The 15,470-nt window shown below is 71.3% G+C and carries 21 protein-coding genes; 12 read left to right on the top strand and 9 right to left on the bottom strand.

Annotation, left to right across the window (positions count from 1 at the left end):
- Positions 1 to 252: 252 nt before the first annotated feature.
- The gene (locus AC51EU_RS17445; protein WP_496267896.1) at positions 253 to 1,098 is read left to right on the top strand and encodes a nitrilase-related carbon-nitrogen hydrolase; all 846 of its coding nucleotides are present in this window, start codon (positions 253 to 255) and stop codon (positions 1,096 to 1,098) included.
- Between the two features lie 11 nt (positions 1,099 to 1,109).
- On the opposite strand, the gene tatA is transcribed toward AC51EU_RS17445, so the two are convergent.
- The 3 genes from tatA to rpmB all read right to left on the bottom strand — a co-directional run bounded on the left by tatA (position 1,110) and on the right by rpmB (position 1,976).
- Positions 1,110 to 1,319 carry a Sec-independent protein translocase subunit TatA gene (gene tatA, locus AC51EU_RS17440; RefSeq protein ID WP_496267895.1) on the bottom strand — a complete coding sequence of 70 codons (210 nt, stop codon included), beginning with the start codon at positions 1,317 to 1,319 and terminating at the stop codon, positions 1,110 to 1,112.
- Between the two features lie 115 nt (positions 1,320 to 1,434).
- Entirely contained in the window at positions 1,435 to 1,740 is a 306-nt protein-coding gene (gene rpsN, locus AC51EU_RS17435) for a 30S ribosomal protein S14 (protein ID WP_496267894.1), read from the bottom strand.
- Positions 1,740 to 1,976 (bottom strand): 50S ribosomal protein L28, encoded by a 237-nt coding sequence (rpmB, locus tag AC51EU_RS17430; RefSeq protein WP_496267893.1) that lies wholly within the window; start codon positions 1,974 to 1,976, stop codon positions 1,740 to 1,742. The genes rpsN and rpmB overlap by 1 nt, the downstream gene beginning before the upstream one ends.
- Before the next feature lie 58 nt (positions 1,977 to 2,034).
- Here rpmB and rpmG point away from each other — a divergent pair, with 58 nt between their 5' ends.
- From rpmG to AC51EU_RS17395, 7 genes are all read left to right on the top strand, one after another.
- Positions 2,035 to 2,199, top strand: coding sequence for a 50S ribosomal protein L33 (rpmG, locus tag AC51EU_RS17425; RefSeq protein ID WP_496267892.1), 165 nt, complete (start codon positions 2,035 to 2,037; stop codon positions 2,197 to 2,199).
- Between the two features lie 8 nt (positions 2,200 to 2,207).
- Positions 2,208 to 2,462, top strand: a complete 255-nt coding sequence (locus AC51EU_RS17420; protein WP_496267891.1) for a type B 50S ribosomal protein L31 — start codon at positions 2,208 to 2,210, stop codon at positions 2,460 to 2,462.
- Complete coding sequence (locus AC51EU_RS17415; RefSeq protein WP_496267890.1) at positions 2,462 to 3,613, top strand: CobW family GTP-binding protein; 1,152 nt, start codon at positions 2,462 to 2,464, stop codon at positions 3,611 to 3,613. Before AC51EU_RS17420 ends, AC51EU_RS17415 begins: the two co-directional genes overlap by 1 nt.
- A gap of 40 nt (positions 3,614 to 3,653) precedes the next feature.
- Positions 3,654 to 3,887 carry a 30S ribosomal protein S18 gene (gene rpsR, locus AC51EU_RS17410; RefSeq protein ID WP_496267889.1) on the top strand — a complete coding sequence of 78 codons (234 nt, stop codon included), beginning with the start codon at positions 3,654 to 3,656 and terminating at the stop codon, positions 3,885 to 3,887.
- Positions 3,888 to 3,958: 71 nt separating this feature from the next.
- Positions 3,959 to 4,315 (top strand): ArsR/SmtB family transcription factor, encoded by a 357-nt coding sequence (locus tag AC51EU_RS17405; protein WP_496267888.1) that lies wholly within the window; start codon positions 3,959 to 3,961, stop codon positions 4,313 to 4,315.
- Positions 4,312 to 4,782, top strand: coding sequence for an SRPBCC family protein (locus AC51EU_RS17400; protein ID WP_496267887.1), 471 nt, complete (start codon positions 4,312 to 4,314; stop codon positions 4,780 to 4,782). The genes AC51EU_RS17405 and AC51EU_RS17400 overlap by 4 nt, the downstream gene beginning before the upstream one ends.
- Before the next feature lie 177 nt (positions 4,783 to 4,959).
- Positions 4,960 to 5,199, top strand: a complete 240-nt coding sequence (locus tag AC51EU_RS17395; protein ID WP_496267886.1) for a DUF397 domain-containing protein — start codon at positions 4,960 to 4,962, stop codon at positions 5,197 to 5,199.
- A 92-nt stretch (positions 5,200 to 5,291) separates the two neighbouring features.
- Here AC51EU_RS17395 and AC51EU_RS17390 read toward each other — a convergent pair whose 3' ends face one another.
- Positions 5,292 to 5,816, bottom strand: coding sequence for an ATP-binding protein (locus AC51EU_RS17390; protein WP_496267885.1), 525 nt, complete (start codon positions 5,814 to 5,816; stop codon positions 5,292 to 5,294).
- A gap of 313 nt (positions 5,817 to 6,129) precedes the next feature.
- Between AC51EU_RS17390 and AC51EU_RS17385 the strand changes: the two genes are divergently transcribed.
- Together AC51EU_RS17385 and AC51EU_RS17380 are read left to right on the top strand one after the other, a co-directional pair.
- A complete protein-coding gene (locus AC51EU_RS17385) occupies positions 6,130 to 6,993 on the top strand; it encodes a Sco1979 family transcriptional regulator (protein WP_496267884.1) in 864 nt (287 codons plus the stop codon).
- A 60-nt stretch (positions 6,994 to 7,053) separates the two neighbouring features.
- The gene (locus AC51EU_RS17380; protein ID WP_496267883.1) at positions 7,054 to 8,511 is read left to right on the top strand and encodes an aldehyde dehydrogenase family protein; all 1,458 of its coding nucleotides are present in this window, start codon (positions 7,054 to 7,056) and stop codon (positions 8,509 to 8,511) included.
- Between the two features lie 11 nt (positions 8,512 to 8,522).
- Here the strand turns inward: AC51EU_RS17380 and gad are convergent, their stop codons facing one another.
- The 4 genes from gad to AC51EU_RS17360 all read right to left on the bottom strand — a co-directional run bounded on the left by gad (position 8,523) and on the right by AC51EU_RS17360 (position 11,872).
- Positions 8,523 to 9,935 carry a glutamate decarboxylase gene (gene gad / locus AC51EU_RS17375; RefSeq protein WP_496267882.1) on the bottom strand — a complete coding sequence of 471 codons (1,413 nt, stop codon included), beginning with the start codon at positions 9,933 to 9,935 and terminating at the stop codon, positions 8,523 to 8,525.
- Positions 9,936 to 9,948: 13 nt separating this feature from the next.
- Entirely contained in the window at positions 9,949 to 10,602 is a 654-nt protein-coding gene (gene wrbA, locus AC51EU_RS17370) for an NAD(P)H:quinone oxidoreductase (protein WP_496267881.1), read from the bottom strand.
- A gap of 119 nt (positions 10,603 to 10,721) precedes the next feature.
- The gene (gene leuE / locus AC51EU_RS17365; RefSeq protein WP_496267880.1) at positions 10,722 to 11,384 is read right to left on the bottom strand and encodes a leucine efflux protein LeuE; all 663 of its coding nucleotides are present in this window, start codon (positions 11,382 to 11,384) and stop codon (positions 10,722 to 10,724) included.
- 119 nt (positions 11,385 to 11,503) lie between these two features.
- A complete protein-coding gene (locus AC51EU_RS17360) occupies positions 11,504 to 11,872 on the bottom strand; it encodes a YbjQ family protein (RefSeq protein WP_496267879.1) in 369 nt (122 codons plus the stop codon).
- Between the two features lie 191 nt (positions 11,873 to 12,063).
- Between AC51EU_RS17360 and AC51EU_RS17355 the strand changes: the two genes are divergently transcribed.
- Together AC51EU_RS17355 and AC51EU_RS17350 are read left to right on the top strand one after the other, a co-directional pair.
- Positions 12,064 to 12,774 carry a DedA family protein gene (locus tag AC51EU_RS17355; RefSeq protein WP_496267878.1) on the top strand — a complete coding sequence of 237 codons (711 nt, stop codon included), beginning with the start codon at positions 12,064 to 12,066 and terminating at the stop codon, positions 12,772 to 12,774.
- Positions 12,775 to 12,876: 102 nt separating this feature from the next.
- Entirely contained in the window at positions 12,877 to 14,598 is a 1,722-nt protein-coding gene (locus AC51EU_RS17350) for a threonine/serine exporter family protein (RefSeq protein ID WP_496267877.1), read from the top strand.
- A gap of 146 nt (positions 14,599 to 14,744) precedes the next feature.
- Here the strand turns inward: AC51EU_RS17350 and AC51EU_RS17345 are convergent, their stop codons facing one another.
- Positions 14,745 to 15,239: an inorganic diphosphatase gene (locus AC51EU_RS17345; RefSeq protein ID WP_496267897.1), complete on the bottom strand. Its 495-nt coding sequence runs from the start codon at positions 15,237 to 15,239 to the stop codon at positions 14,745 to 14,747.
- Positions 15,240 to 15,470 lie beyond the last annotated feature (231 nt).

Genomic DNA, 15,470 nt, shown 5'->3' with positions numbered 1-15,470 from the left:
GGCGGCGCTGCGGCTGGAAGCCGCCCGGCGGGCGGACGACGGACTGTGCGGCTCAACGTGCGGCACCCCCTCCCCGGCACGGGAACGGTCGTTCTTTCGCTCATTGGTGTGATGACGTCGCGGCAAGGGGGGTGAAGCGCGGTACCAAGCCCCTCAAAAATGGAGAAAACGCCCGGTCGCCCCGGCCGTCCACCGTGACCTCTGGGAAAATGGCAGACAGGGGCCTCGAAGCGTGATTCTGCGAGGTGGGTCATGCGCATAGCGTTGGCGCAGACGGACTGCGTACTGGGCGAGGTACCGGAGAACCTCGGCATCGCCCGGGAGCGGATCGCGGAAGCGGCGGAGCAGGGCTCCGAACTGGTGGTCTTCCCGGAACTGAGTCTGCACGGCTACCACCTGGGCGAACTCCGCGACGACACGTCCATCGAGACGCGTGATCCCCGGATGCTGGAGCTGAGCACCGTGGGGCCGGACGTTCTGATCGGCTTCCACGAGCACACCAGCCTGCGGGCGTACAACACCGTGGCGTACTGCTCACAGGGCACGCTGGTGCACGCCCACCGCAAGCTCTATCTGCCCAATTACCTGGCCTGGGAGGAGCGCAAGCACGTCAGCCCCGGGCAGTCGATGCGCGCGTACGACCTCGCCAGCTCGCCCACCGGGGGCCGGGGTGCGACGCTGGTGTGCAACGACGCCTGGCAGCCGGTGCTGCCGTGGCTGGCGGTGCAGGACGGCGCGGAGGTGCTGTTCATCCCCACGAACAGCGCGGCGAGCCTGGACCCGGAGGCGATGGACACCGGGCTGTACTGGGACACACTGGTGTCCTACACGGCGAAGATGCTCCAGTGCTGGGTGGTCTTCGTCAACCGCGTCGGCAACGAGCACGGGGCGTCCTTCTGGGGCGGCTCCCGGGTGGTGGACCCGCGCGGGACGGTCGTGGCGCAGGCCCCCAAGTGGGAGCCCGCGCTGGTCACCGTCGACATCGACCCGTCGGAGGCGCGCCGCCAGCGGCGTGCGGTGCCGCTGGTCGCCGAGGCCCGGCTGGGCCTGATCGACCGCGAGGTGCGGCGGCTGATCGAGGAGGGCGGGGACAGCTGACCCGGCCGTGATCAGTGAGTGGCGGCGGACTCCGGGCGGGGCGCGGACTGCTGCCCGCCGGCCGGCTTCTCGTCGCGCAGGGCCTTGGTCTCGGACTTGAGGATGCGCAGCGAGCGGCCGAGGCCGCGTGCCATGTCCGGGAGCTTCTTCGAGCCGAAGAGCAGGACCAGCACGGCGATCACGACGATCAGGTGCCAGGGTTCCAAGGCGTTCCGGAGCATGGGGCGCTCGCTTTCGTGGGGGGTGCCTGCGGACGTTCTGCCCAGTATGACCCGAACGGCGTAGTCGGCCGTGAGGGGCCCGGTCCGGGGTGCTTCCGGACCGGGCCGGCGCCTGTCACCAGCTGGACTTGCGCACCCCCGGCAGGAATCCGGCGTGCGCCTGTGCGCGCAGGCGGACACGGGAGAGGCCGAAGGTACGGAAGTAGCCGCGGGGGCGGCCGTCGACGGCGTCGCGGTTGCGGACCCGGGTGGCGCTGGCGTCCCGGGGCTGGCGGTCCAGGGCTCGCCGGGCGGCGGTCCGCTCCGCGTCCGAGGACCGCGGATCGCCGAGAACGGCCTTGAGGGCCGCGCGGCGGGCGGCGTACCGGGCGACGGTGAGCCGCCGCTTCTCGTTCTTGACGATCTTGCTCTTCTTGGCCATCAGACGTGCTCCCCTCGTGCGCGGATACGCGCGACGGCCGCCTCGATCCCGAGGGCGTCGACGGTCTTGATGCCCTTGGCGCTCAGGGTGAGGCGGACGTGGCGGCCCTCGCTCGCGAGCCAGTAGCGCTTGCGCTGGACGTTGGGGTCGAAGCGGCGCGAGGTGCGGCGGTGGGAGTGCGAGACGGCCTTGCCGAAGCCGGGGCTGCGGCCGGTCAGCTGGCAGTGGGCGGACATGGTGAGACCCCTCCGAACATGCTATTGAAAATGGAAACCATTTCCGTATACTACCCGCATGGCCCGCAACGAACTCCGGCCGGTCGTCAAGCTCCGGTCCACCGCCGGCACCGGCTACACGTACGTCACCCGCAAGAACCGCCGCAGCGACCCCGACCGCCTCGTCCTGCGCAAGTACGACCCGGTCGCCCGCCGCCACGTCACCTTCCGAGAGGAGCGCTGAAGCACGCCATGAAGCCCGGAATCCACCCCGCCTACGGGCCCGTCGTCTTCCGCGACCGGGCCGCCGGCTTCGCCTTCCTGACCCGCTCGACCGCCACCGGCGACCGGACGATCACGTGGGAGGACGGCCGCACCTACCCCGTGGTCGACGTCGAGATCTCCTCGGCGAGCCACCCCTTCTTCACCGGCACCGCCCGGGTGCTGGACACCGCGGGTCGCGTCGAGCGGTTCGAACGCCGCTACGGCAAGCGCGGGGCCCGCTGATGGAACGCCTTCCCGTCGTCCTGGTCGGCGGGCTGCACGCCGACGCGCGGCAGGCCGTGGTCACCCGCCTGCTGCGCGCCGTGCCGGGCGGCGTCGCCCTCCACCACGACCTGACCCCGGCCGCCGCCGACGGCACCGTCCTGCGCACCGTCCGCGACGCCGGCGGCACGCTCGACTCCGGACGCGCGCCGCTGGTCAACGGCTGCGCCTGCTGCGCGCTGCGCGAGGACCTGGTACCCGAGCTGCAACGGATCGCCGCCGGCCGGACCCGCCGGCTCGCCGTCGTCGAACTGTGGGACTCCGTCGAGCCGCAGGCGATGGCGGAGGTCGTCGCCGCGCACGCCGGCGAGACGCTGGTACTGACCGGCGTGATCACCGCCGTCGACCCCGCCCTGGTACTGCCCTGCCTCGGCAGCGGCGACGACCTCGCCGAACGCGGCCTGGCCGCCGCCCCCACCGACCGGCGCACCGTCGCCGACACCTGGGCGCGCCAACTGGAGTACGCGCCGGTGCTGGCGCTGGTGCCGGGGGAGGAGCCGGCCGACGAGGCGGACCTGGCGCTGCTCGCCCAACTGCACCCGACGGCCCGCCGGATACCGCTGGACTCCGCCGCTCTGGCGGCCGCCGCGACCGCGGGCTTCGATGTCGGGGCCGCCGCGGCCCGGCAGCACCCGGCCTGCGCCCTGCTGCCGCAGGAGGCCGACGAGGCCGGCGTCACCACCCTCGTCTGGCGCCGCTCCCGCCCCTTCCACCCCGGGCGCCTCTACGCGGCACTGGAGGACCTGACCTGCGCGGCCGCCCGCAGCCGGGGCCGCTTCTGGCTCGCCGACCGCCCCGACACCCTGCTGTCCTGGGACGCGGCGGGCGGAGCGCTGTGCGTGGAGAGCGCCGGACCGTGGCTGGCGTCCCTGCCCGACGCCGCCTGGGAGCTGGTGCCACCGGTGCGCCGGGCCGCCGCCGCGCTCGACTGGCACCCCGAGCACGGCGACCGCGCCCAGCACCTGGTCTTCACCTCCCCCGGCCTGGACCGCGAGGGGCTGACGTCCCTGCTGGACTCCTGCCTGCTCACCGACGCCGAGTACGCGGGCGGGCCGCCGTCCTGGAAAACCCTGCCGCCCGCGTTCGACGCGCTGCTCGACCCCGTCCCGTAGGGACCGCCGCCGAAGCCCGCCCCCGCAAGGAGCCCCACCCATGTCCCGCAAGCGCGACCGCCGCCCGGCGGCCCCCCGCCCCAACCCGCTCGACGCGGCAGGCATCACCTACGTCGACTACAAGGACACCGATCTGCTGCGAAGGTTCCTCTCCGACCGCGGCAAGATCCGCGGCCGCCGGGTCACCCGGGTCACGGCGCGGCAGCAGCGGCAGCTGGCCCGCGCGGTCAAGAACGCCCGGGAGATGGCACTGCTGCCGTACGCCGCACGCTGAGTCCCCGGAGTGATCGGTAGGGGATTTCCTACGTTTGACGCGTAGGGAATCCCCTACGTATCGTCGGGAGGGTGAACGCCACTCCCGTACGGTCCGCCGCCGACCAGGACCGGATCTTCGCCGCGCTCGCCAACGGCACCCGGCGCGAGGTGCTGCGCCTGCTGCGCGACGACGGGCCGCAGCCCGTCCAGCGGCTGGCCGACCACTTCGCGATGCGCCGCCCGAGCCTGTCCGAGCATCTGAAGGTGCTGCGCCAGGCCGGACTGGTGGACGAGGAGCGCTCCGGACGGCAGCGGATCTACCGACTGCGGGCCGCCCCCCTCGCCGAGGTCCGCGACTGGCTCGGCCCCTACGAGCGGTTCTGGCACGCCAGGCTCACGGACCTGGGAGAACTGCTCGACCACCTCCCCGAGGAAGAAGCACGATGACCACCCCCCACATCACCCCCGACGACGACCCGACGACCCTCCGCGTCGCCCGGTTCCTGCCGCATCCGCCCGCGAAGGTCTGGCGGGCGCTCACCGAACCCGAGCTGATCGCCCGGTGGATGATGCCGGGTGACTTCCGGCTGGAGGTCGGCCACCGCTACACGATGACGACGCTGCCCCGGCCGGGCGGCAACTTCTCCGGCGCGGTCGTCGCCGAGGTGCTCGCGTTCGAGCCGGAGCGGATGCTGCGGATGCGCTGGCGCGACGCCGACGAGGGGCAGGGCAATCGCGCCGACTGGAAACTGACGTGGACCCTGGAACCCGAAGGGCGCGGCACACGTCTCTTCCTCGTCCACGAGGGCTTCGACCCCGACGACCCGTTCCAGATGCAGGCCCGCCGCATCATGGGCGGCGGTTGGCGGTCGATGGTGAGCGAGAGGCTGGGGGAGGTGCTGAGCACGCTGTGAGTACCGCCACTCAAGAGGCTCGTGAGGCGGTCTTGACGTTCCGTCCGGGGCCGGACCCTCGACGAGCTGTGACCGTGTCGGCACCCCCTGTCGTGCACGTGCATCTGCGCATGCATCTGCACGTGAACGCGACTATGATCCCGGGCAGTTGACACCATTCATCACCGGGAGACCCCTGTGCCCGACGCATACAACGGCATGGCCGCGACGGATCTCCGTGACGCGGCCTGGCAGAAGAGCCGGCACAGCAATTCGCAGGGCTCGTGCGTGGAGTTCGCCAAGCTCCCCGGCGGGGAGATAGCCGTCCGCAATTCCCGTTTCCCGGACGGCCCCGCGCTCATCTACACCCCGGCCGAGGTGGAGGCGATGCTGCTCGGCGTCAAGGACGGGGAATTCGACCACCTGGTGCGCGGCTAGGACGGCGCGTGCGAACGGGCCGCCGCCCGAAAGACCCTCGGGTCCGGGCGGCGGCCCGTTCGCATGGGACCGGGTCCGCGGGTTCCGCGTGGTCAGAGGCGGTGCCGGACCTCGCGCGGGGCCTTTGGCGCGCGGCCCTGCGGCAGCCGGAACAGCGCCCAGACGACCTTGCCGTGCGGCGCCCCGGACAGCGGGTGCCAGCCCCAGCTGTCGCTGAAGGACTCCACCAGGCACAGCCCGCGCCCCGACTCGTCGGACGAGTCGGCGTCACCGGTGACCGGCGAGGCGTCGCTGGGGTCGCGCACCGCGCACACCAGCCTCGACGACCAGCGCATCAGGTGGAGACGGGCCGGGGGAGCGCTGCCGGCCAGCTCGGGAGCGGCGAGCACGGCATGCCGCAGGGCGTTGGTGACGAGTTCGGAGACCACCAGGCCGACCCCGTCGAAGAGGTCGTCCAGGCCCCAGCCGCAGAGCGTGTCGCGGGTGAACCTCCGCGCTCCGCCGACCGATTCGTACCGCGGCGGGAGCGTGCAGGACACGGAACCGGAGACGGACAAGGGGTCGATGGGAGGAAGGCCCTGCCACAACGGCTCTAGGGTCAAAACCTTGGTCCCCATGCGAGGCACTCCTGGCGTTCGCGGACGTCATGACCCTGGCCGGTCAGCCGGATCTGGCGGATCTTTCACGAGCGTGCATGCGTGCGCAGCCCATCGTTCCCAATGCGTACGCCAGATGCAAGGGCAGATGCACGTGCACGCGTCTTGATTGCGTAGGGGCGGTCGGATTCGCGCGCAATTCTTCTTCAGGGCGGCGTGGGCGTGCCTCGGGCGGACCTCACATATCAGTAACCGCACGAGCACTCAACGGTGCCCGGACGTGGCAGACTGCGGCCCACTGTTGGACGGGTGGGGCCACGGGAGGGTCGGAAAGGTGTCCGCAAGTGAGTCGAGCGGGTCGGTGGTGAGGCGCATCCTCCTGGGATCGCAACTGCGCCGGCTGCGCGAATCGCGCGGGATAACCCGTGAAGCGGCGGGCTATTCGATCCGCGCGTCCGAATCGAAGATCAGCCGCATGGAGTTGGGCAGGGTGAGCTTCAAGGCACGTGACATCGAGGACCTCCTCACGCTCTACGGCGTCGGCGACGCACGCGAGCGGGAGGCGCTGCTGGCGCTGGCCAAGGAGGCCAACATCGCCGGGTGGTGGCACAGTTACGGCGATGTGCTTCCGGGGTGGTTCCAGACATATGTGGGTCTGGAAGGAGCCGCGTCCCTCATCCGTATCTACGAGGTGCAGTTCGTCCACGGACTGTTGCAGACCGAGGAGTACGCGCACGCCGTCGTCAGCCGCGGCATGCCCGGCGCCCCGGCCGCGGACGTGGAGCGGCGGGTGGCGCTGCGCCAGGAGAGGCAGAAGCTGCTGATAGCGGAGGACGCGCCGCATCTGCACTGCGTACTGGACGAGGCCGCGCTGCGCCGCCCGTACGGCGGACGCGGGGTGATGCGCGGCCAGATCGCTCATCTGATCGACATCTCGGAGCGGCCCAATGTCCGGCTCCAGGTGATGCCGTTCAGCTTCGGCGGGCACGCGGGCGAGAGCGGTGCCTTCACGATGCTGCGGTTCCCCGAGTCCGACCTCTCGGACCTCGTCTACCTCGAACACCTCACCAGTGCGCTCTATCTCGACAAGCGCGAAGAAGTGGGCCAGTACGAGCGGGTCATGTCCCGTCTCCAGGAGGACAGCCCGAGCCCCTCGGAGACCAGGGATCTTTTGCGTGGTCTGCTCCAACTGACCTGACTCGCGGGTAGGATGACGGAGGATCACTCCCCCCGCAGAGCCCCACAGAATAGGGATGCCATGTCCTTCTTCGCCGACCTGGCCCACCAGTTCATCGACGGCGAGTGGCGAGACGGCAGCGGCTCGTGGGACATCATCGACTTCAACCCCTACGACCAGGAAAAACTGGCCTCGATCACGGTCGCCGGAGTGGACCAGGTCGACGAGGCGTACCGCGCCGCCGAGCGCGCGCAGCGGGCCTGGGGCGAGGCCACCCCGTACGCCCGGCGGGACGTCCTGGAGCGGCTGCTGGGGATCATCGAGGAGCGCACGGACGAGATCACCGAGGCGCTCGTCCTCGAACTGGGCGGCACCCGCTTCAAGGCGGCCTACGAGGTGCGCCTCGCCAAGGAGTTCGTCCGCGAGGCCGTACAGCTCGCGATGCGGGTCCAAGGACGCATCCTGCCGTCCCCGGTGGAGGGCAGGGAGAACCGCGTCCACCGGTTGCCGGTCGGCGTCGTCGGGGTGATCGGACCCTTCAACTTCCCCTTCCTCGTGACGATGAAGTCGGTCGCGCCCGCGCTCGCCCTGGGCAACGCGGTGGTGATCAAGCCCAACCAGAACACCCCGATCCTCGGCGGCGGTCTGATCGCCAAGCTGTTCCAGGACGCGGGGCTGCCGGACGGACTGCTGAACGTCCTGGTCACCGATATCGCCGAGATCGGGGACGCGCTGATCGACCACCCCGTGCCCAAGGTCATCTCGTTCGCGGGATCGGACCGGGCCGGCCGTCACATCGCCTCCGTCAGTGCCGGCCACTTCAAGCGTGTCATCCTCGAACTCAGCGGCAACAGCGCGCTGATCGTCCTCGACGACGCCGACATCGACTACGCGGTCGACGCCGCGGTCTTCAGCCGCTTCGTCCACCAGGGCCAGGTCTGCATGGCCGCCAACCGGGTGCTGCTGGACCGCCGGATCGAGGCGGAGTTCACCGAGAAGTTCCTCGCGAAGGTTGCCGCGCTGCGGACCGGCGACCCGCGCGACCCGGCCACCCACATCGGTCCGCTGATCAACTCCTTCCAGGCCGAATCGCTGACCGCCCTGGTCGACCGGGCGATAGCCGACGGCGCCACCGCGCTGCTGCGGGGCCGGGCCCGGGGCAACCTCGTGGAGCCGACCGTGCTCACGGGACTGCCGGGCGACTCCGGTGTCCACGGCCGGGAGATCTTCGGCCCGGTGGCGCTGCTGGTGCCCTTCGACGGCGAGGACGAGGCCGTACGGATCGCCAACGACTCGCCGTACGGCCTCAGCGGGGCGGTGCACACCGCCCGGGTGGAGCGCGGGGTGCGGCTGGCGCGGCGGATAGAGACCGGCATGATCCACATCAATGACGGCACGGTCCAGGACGAGCCGCTGGTCGCGTTCGGCGGCGAGAAGTTCTCCGGGCTGGGACGGCTGAACGGGGAGTCCACGGTGGAGGCGTTCACCACCCAGAAGTGGATCTCCATCCAGCACGGGCGGAGCACCTTCACGTTCTGAGGACCGGCCGGTCAGTGGTGGAAGGCCGTCGCCACGCTCTCCGGACGGCCCAACGGCCCCGGCTGGCGGCGCAGTTCGGGCAGCAGGCGCTCCAGGTCCGCGAGGAACAGGTCCGCGAGGTCCAGGGAGAAGCCGTTGCGGCACACCACACGCAGCACGGAGAGGTCCTCGCGGTGCGGGGGGAAGGTGTACGCGGGGATCAGCCAGCCGCGCTCCTTCATCCGCCGGGAGACGTCGAAGACGTCGAAGGCGGTGACGTCCTTGGCGGTGGTGAAGGCGAAGACCGGTAGCTCGTCGCCGCGGGTGAGCAGGGTGAAGTCGCCGAGGGAGCCGATGCGGTCGGCCATCGAGCGGGCCACGTCGCGGGTCGCCTGCTGCACCGCGCGGAAGCCGGAACGGCCCAGCCGCAGGAAGGTGTAGTACTGGGCGGCGACCTGCGCGCCCGGCCGGGAGAAGTTGAGGGCGAAGGTCGGCATGTCGCCGCCGAGGTAGTTGACGCGGAAGACCAGCTCCTCCGGGAGCGCGTCGCCGTCCCGCCACAGGGCCCAGCCGACGCCCGGGTAGACCAGCCCGTACTTGTGGCCCGAGGTGTTGATGGAGGCGACCCGCGGCAGCCGGAAGTCCCAGCACAGGTCCGGGTCGAGGAACGGGGCGATCATCGCGCCCGAGGCGCCGTCGACATGGACCGGGACGTTCAGGCCGGTGCGCTCCTGGAGGTCGTCGAGCGTCGCGCACACCTCGGCCACCGGCTCGTACGAGCCGTCGAACGTCGAGCCGAGGACCGCGACGACGCCGATGGTGTTCTCGTCGCAGAGCGCGGCGGCCGACGCGGCGTCGAGGTGGAAGCGGTCGCCCTCCATGGGGACCTGGCGGGCCTCGACCTCCCAGAAGGTACAGAACTTCTCCCAGCAGACCTGGACGTTGGCGCCCATGACGAGATTGGGGCGGGCGACCGGGTAGCGGTGGGTGTTGCGCGTCATCCAGCGGCGCTTGAGGGCCATCCCGGCGAGCATGCACGCCTCGCTCGACCCGGTGGTGGAGCAGCCGATCACGGCGGACGGGTCGGGGGCGTGCCACAGGTCGGCGAGCATGGAGACGCAGCGCCGCTCCAGTTCCGCGGTGCGCGGGTACTCGTCCTTGTCGATCATGTTCTTGTCGCGGCACTCGTTCATCAGGACGGCGGCCTGCGGCTCCATCCAGGTGGTGACGAAGGTCGCGAGGTTCAGCCGGGAGTTGCCGTCCAGCATCAGCTCGTCGTGCACGAACTGGTAGGCGGTGTGCGGGGAGACCGGGTCGGCGGGGAGGGTATGGCGCGGCGGGGAGGTCTCCATGCCGGCGACCGGGTCGGCCTCGCCGTAGAAGGGGTTGACGGGCCGGGCGGGGCGGGTGCGTTCGCGGGGCGGGGAGCCGCGGTGGAGGGTCATCGCCTGTCGCCTCTCAGTTCGCCGGTACGGGGGCGGCCGCGGAGCCGGCCTTGAACGCCTTGGTGATCTTGACGACGCGGGCGGCCTGGACGCGGGCGGCGGCCCGCGCGGTGTCGTCGACCGGTACGTCCGGGCCGCCGACATGGGAGGTGCCGTACGGATTGCCGTCGCGGTACTTGGCGGGGTCGGTGTACCCGGGGGCGACGAGGATGCCGCCGAAGTGGTGGACCGTCTGGTAGAGCGCGAGCAGGGTCGACTCCTGGCCGCCGTGCGCGGTCGCGGAGGCGGTGAAGCCGCTGTAGACCTTGTCGGCCAGCCGGCCCTGGTGCCAGAGCCCGCCGAGGGTGTCGAGGAACTGCTTGAGCTGGGAGGACACATTGCCGAAGCGGGTCGGGGTGCCGAGGATCACCGCGTCGGCCCAGAGCATGTCCTCGGGGGCGGCCTCCAGGATGTCGGCGGTCGCGGCGGCGTTGGCGGCCCAGGCGGGGTTGGCGTCGATCGCGGTCTGCGGGGCGAGCTCCGCGGCCCTGCGCAGCCGCACCTCGGCCCCCGCGTGCTCGGCCGCGTCCGCGATCAGCTGGGCGAGCTGGGCGACGGTGCCGGTCGAGGAGTAGTAGACGACGGCGACACGGACGTCATGGGGCACAGGGGCGTCGGGCGGGGACATGGACGTACCTCCTGAAACCCGACCTTACGGGCATATGGCACGTAAGGCCCCTGGTGCTGGGCCGGGCGCCTGAGCCACGGTGGCCGCGCGGGCCGCCGCCTGCCGCGCCCGGCCGCCGCTCAGCCCGCGCTCGCCAGCGACAGCTTCGCCGCGAACCCCAGGAATGCCGCCCCGGCGCCCGCCGACAGACCGGCCGTCAGCTTCTTGCGCCGCCGGAAGGTCGCGGCCAGATACGTCCCGCTGAAGATCAGGACCGACAGGTAGGTGAAGCTGAACAGCTGCGCCCAGGCGCCCAGCGTCAGGAACGACAGCACCGGGTGGGCGTAGGACGGGTCGACGAACTGCACGAAGAAGGAGATGAAGAACAGGATCGCCTTCGGGTTGAGCAGACTGACGATCAGCGCCCGCCGGTAGGGCCGCTCCTCGGGCCCCTTGCGCTCCCGGGCCCCCTCCTCGCGGGCCGCCGCGCGCACCGCCCGGCCGCGCCACAGCGCCACCGCGCCGCGCAGCATCCCGAACGCCAGCCACGTCAGATACCCGGCCCCCGCGAACTTCACGACCGCGAACAGCACCGGGCTCGTCTTGAGCAGCGACGCCACCCCGCCCGCCGACAGCGTCATCAGCACCGTGTCACCGCACAGCACCCCGGCCGCGGCCCGGTAGGCCACCTTCGGGCCGCGCCGTGCCGCCACGGAGACGACGTAGAGCGAGTTCGGTCCGGGCAGCAGAATGATCAGCGCGAGGCCCGCCAGATAGGTGGGCAGATCCGTTATCCCCAGCATGGAGCGCAGGATCTCACCCGGCGTCGGACGCCTCGCGGGCCTTTCCACGATGCGGACGTGTGCCGCGCGCACGGCGGTGCGCCGGGGGCGCGTGCACCGTTCCCCGGGCCCCGTCCGCGTCAGCTCTGCGGGGCGATCACCACGGCCGTGCCGTAGGCGCACACCTCGGTGCCGGTGTCGGCGGCCTCCGTCACGTCGAAGCGGAACGCCAGGACCGCGTTGGCGCCGCGGGCGCGGGCCTGTTCGATCAGCCGCTCCATCGCCTGGTTCCGCGTCTCGACCAGGGTCTTGGTCAGCCCCTTCAGCTCGCCGCCGATCATCGACTTCAGGCCGGCGCCGATCTGGCTGCCCAGGTGCCGGGAGCGGACGGTGAGCCCGAAGACCTCACCGATGACCTGCCGCACCACATACCCGGGGACGTCGTTCGTCGTGACCACCAGCACGTCCGACTGGGGCTGCTGCCCGCCGCCGTACTCCTCGATTCCCATGTCGTGAACCTCCTCGGGAAAAGGATCACCCGGGACGTCCCGGCGGTCCAGTCGCGGGCCCCGTACGGGGCTGGAACCTCGGCCCGTCACACGGCGTTGATAGCTTTGGGCCGCACACCGTGCCCCCCGCCCCGTCGCCCGGAGTCCTCGCACCGTATGATCCGGCGCCCTGACCCAGGAGCCTCCTTTCCGTGAACACCCTCGCGCTCGGCCCCCAGTGGCTGGACCCGGACTACCTGATCGCCACGTTCGGCCTGATAGGCGTCCTGGTCATCGTCTTCGCGGAGTCCGGCCTGCTCATCGGCTTCTTCCTGCCGGGTGACGCCCTCCTCTTCACCACCGGGCTCCTGGTGACCACCGGCAAGCTGGGCAAGCCGCTGTGGCTGGTGTGCACCCTGATCGTGCTGGCCGCGATCCTCGGCGACCAGGCCGGCTATCTCTTCGGCCGCAAGGTCGGCCCCTCACTGTTCAAGCGGCCCGACTCCCGGCTGTTCAAGCAGGAGAACGTCGAGAAGGCCCATGACTTCTTCGAGAAGTACGGGTCCAAGTCGCTGATCCTGGCCCGTTTCGTCCCGATTGTCCGGACGTTCACCCCGATCATCGCCGGTGTGAGCCGGATGAACTACCGGTCCTTCCTCACGTTCAACGTCGTCGGCGGTGTCCTGTGGGGCGCGGGTGTCACGGTGCTCGGCGCGCTGCTCGGCAATGTCGAGTTCGTGCACAAGAACATCGAGGCGATGCTGATACTCATCGTGCTGATCTCGGTCGTGCCGATCGCGATCGAGTTCCTGCGGGCCCGCGGCAAGGCGAAGCGGGAGGCCACCGCGGCCGGCGCCGCCGGCGGCGCGCCCCGGCAGGCTACCGGCGGAGACACACGGCGCGGGAGGCACGCCAGGCGGTGACCCGCGCCTCTTCCGCCCCACCCCCCGCCCCGCGTGTCCCGACCGGGCATCAGGCATCGTGTCCTTGACGATCGGCAGGAGGCGTACGAGGAGCGAAGAGACGTGGCGTCGGAATCCCAGCGCGTCCAGCGCGGCAGCAACGGCCAGCACAGCTCGCCCGGCCACGGCCAGGCGGAGCCCCACGAGGAGCGCAGACCGCACCCGGAGGACACCCACAGCGCGTTCACCCCGCCGCTCGGTGTCCCCGCCCCGCCTCCCCCCGAGGACGAGAGTCCCACCTCCGAGTTCGCCCTGCCCGAGGGGCTGCGGCACGAGGCGCCGGCCGGGCCGGAGGGCTCCGCCTTCGCGCCCCCGAGCGGCACCACCACGGGCCAGACCCCGCTGCCCGCCTACCCCGCGTTCACCCCGCCGCACGGCATCCCCGCCCTGAGCCTCACCAAGGAGGCGCCCTGGCAGGACCGGATGCGGACCATGCTGCGGATGCCGATCGGCGAACGCCCCGTCCCCGAGCGCGCCGAACGCGCCGAGGAGGGCGGGCCCGCCGTGCCCCGGGTGCTCGACCTGACCCTCCGTATCGGCGAGATCCTGCTGGCCGGCGGCGAGGGCGCCGAGGACGTGGAGGCGGCGATGTTCGGCGTCGCCCACGCCTACGGGCTGGAGCGCGTCGAGCCGACGGTCACCTTCACCCTGCTGTCGATCTCGTACCAGCCGTCCCTGGTGGACGACCCCGTCACCGCCAGCCGCACGGTACGGCGCCGCGGCGTCGACTACACCCGGCTGTCCGCCGTCTTCCGCCTCGTCGACGACATCACCTCCGAGGGCATCAGCCTCGAAGAGGCGTACCGGGGCCTGGCCGAGATCCGCCGCAACCGGCACCCGTACCCCACCTGGGCGCTGACGCTGGCCTCCGGGCTGCTCTCCGGCGCCGCTTCGATGCTGGTCGGCGGCGGGCCGACGGTGTTCGCCGCGGCGGCGGCCGGGTCGATGCTCGGCGACCGGCTGGCGTGGCTGGCGTCGGCGCGCGGGCTGCCCGAGTTCTACCAGTTCGTCGGGGCCGCGATGCCGCCCGCCGCGATCGGCGTCGGCTTCGGCCTGGCGCACGCCAATGTGCAGGCGTCCGCGGTGATCACCGGCGGACTCTTCGCGCTGATCCCCGGACGCGCCCTGGTCGCCGGGGTGCAGGACGGCCTGACGGGCTACTACATCACCGCCTCCGCCCGCCTGCTGGAGGTCGTCTACCTCATCGTCGGCATCGTGGTGGGCGTGCTCAGCGTGCTGTACATGGGCCTCCAGCTCGACCCCGAACTCGAACGCCTGAGCCCCGAGCGGGCCCTGGGGAGCTTCAACGACCCACCGGTACAGATCGTCGCGTCCATGCTGCTGGCGCTGGCGTTCTGCGTGCTGCTCCAGCAGGAACGCCACACCGTCGCCTTCGCCACCCTCAACGCCGGTGTGGCCTGGGTCGTCTACGGGGCCCTCGCCAATGTCGCCGGGGTCAACGCCGTGCCCTCCACCGCCATCGCCGCCGGCCTCGTCGGTCTCTTCGGGCAGCTGCTGTCCCGTTACCGCTACGCCTCGGCGCTGCCGTACGTCACCGCCGCCATCGGCCCGCTGCTGCCCGGCAGCGCCACCTACTTCGGCCTGCTGAACTTCGCCAAGGGCAACATGCTCGACGGCATCTCCTCGCTGATCAAGGCCGCCTCCCTGGCGCTGGCCATCGCCGTCGGCGTCAACCTCGGGGGCGAGATCGCCCGGCTCGTGCTGCGCGCACCGGGGGCGGAGGGGCTCGGCCGACGGGCCGCGAAGCGGACCCGTGGTTTCTAGGGCGCGGACATCGCGCGCGAGTGCCCGGTACGGCGAACGGGCGGCACCCCGACTGGGTGCCGCCCGTTCGTAGGAAAATCAGCCGGATTCCCGCGGCCCCCGAGCTGGGGCGGAAGGCCGCGGGAGGGCCGTGGTGACGGTCTCCGTCAGTGGGAGCCGCCCTGGGCCTCCAGGCGCTTGAACGACGCCTCGATCTCGGCCTCCGCCTCCGCGCGGCCGACCCAGTCAGCGCCCTCGACGGACTTGCCGGGCTCCAGGTCCTTGTAGACCTCGAAGAAGTGCTGGATCTCCAGGCGGTCGAACTCGGAGACGTGGTGGATGTCGCGCAGGTGCTCCACGCGCGGGTCGGAGGCGGGGACGCACAGCAGCTTGTCGTCGCCGCCGGCCTCGTCCGTCATCCGGAACATGCCGATCGCACGGCACTTGATGAGGCAGCCGGGGAAGGTCGGCTCGTCCAGGATGACGAGTGCGTCCAGCGGGTCGCCGTCCTCACCCAGGGTGTTCTCGACGAAGCCGTAGTCGGCCGGGTAGCTGGTCGAGGTGAAGAGTCGACGGTCCAGGCGGATCCGACCGGTCTCGTGGTCCACCTCGTACTTGTTCCGCGAACCCTTCGGGATCTCGATGGTGACGTCGAACTCCACGGGTGGCTCCTTCATGATCAACACACTGGTCTGGTGATTAAGTGTCCCCCACGCAGGTGTGTGGTGGCGAAAGGGGCTGGTCCGAGATGCCCGAGAGCGGATCATGGCAGGTCAGACGGGAGTCGGCGGAACGCGCCGCACGGCGAGCGGCACGCACCGTGCGCACCGCCGGGCATCTCGCGTACCAGAACTGGCGGGCCGCGCCCCCGGGCGCCCGCCGCACCCTGCGCC

This window comes from Candidatus Streptomyces philanthi (assembly GCF_059553635.1).
Note: the sequence above shows the minus strand (reverse complement) of the source record. Positions and strands in the feature narration are given on the sequence as shown.

Coding starts and splice junctions, on each gene's coding strand:
- AC51EU_RS17445 (WP_496267896.1), top strand. CDS start 253: ATGCGCATAGCGTTGGCGCAGACGGACTGCGTACTGGGCGAGGTACCG.
- tatA (WP_496267895.1), bottom strand. CDS start 1,319: ATGCTCCGGAACGCCTTGGAACCCTGGCACCTGATCGTCGTGATCGCC.
- rpsN (WP_496267894.1), bottom strand. CDS start 1,740: ATGGCCAAGAAGAGCAAGATCGTCAAGAACGAGAAGCGGCGGCTCACC.
- rpmB (WP_496267893.1), bottom strand. CDS start 1,976: ATGTCCGCCCACTGCCAGCTGACCGGCCGCAGCCCCGGCTTCGGCAAG.
- rpmG (WP_496267892.1), top strand. CDS start 2,035: ATGGCCCGCAACGAACTCCGGCCGGTCGTCAAGCTCCGGTCCACCGCC.
- AC51EU_RS17420 (WP_496267891.1), top strand. CDS start 2,208: ATGAAGCCCGGAATCCACCCCGCCTACGGGCCCGTCGTCTTCCGCGAC.
- AC51EU_RS17415 (WP_496267890.1), top strand. CDS start 2,462: ATGGAACGCCTTCCCGTCGTCCTGGTCGGCGGGCTGCACGCCGACGCG.
- rpsR (WP_496267889.1), top strand. CDS start 3,654: ATGTCCCGCAAGCGCGACCGCCGCCCGGCGGCCCCCCGCCCCAACCCG.
- AC51EU_RS17400 (WP_496267887.1), top strand. CDS start 4,312: ATGACCACCCCCCACATCACCCCCGACGACGACCCGACGACCCTCCGC.
- AC51EU_RS17390 (WP_496267885.1), bottom strand. CDS start 5,816: ATGGGGACCAAGGTTTTGACCCTAGAGCCGTTGTGGCAGGGCCTTCCT.
- AC51EU_RS17380 (WP_496267883.1), top strand. CDS start 7,054: ATGTCCTTCTTCGCCGACCTGGCCCACCAGTTCATCGACGGCGAGTGG.
- gad (WP_496267882.1), bottom strand. CDS start 9,935: ATGACCCTCCACCGCGGCTCCCCGCCCCGCGAACGCACCCGCCCCGCC.
- wrbA (WP_496267881.1), bottom strand. CDS start 10,602: ATGTCCCCGCCCGACGCCCCTGTGCCCCATGACGTCCGTGTCGCCGTC.
- leuE (WP_496267880.1), bottom strand. CDS start 11,384: ATGCTGGGGATAACGGATCTGCCCACCTATCTGGCGGGCCTCGCGCTG.
- AC51EU_RS17360 (WP_496267879.1), bottom strand. CDS start 11,872: ATGGGAATCGAGGAGTACGGCGGCGGGCAGCAGCCCCAGTCGGACGTG.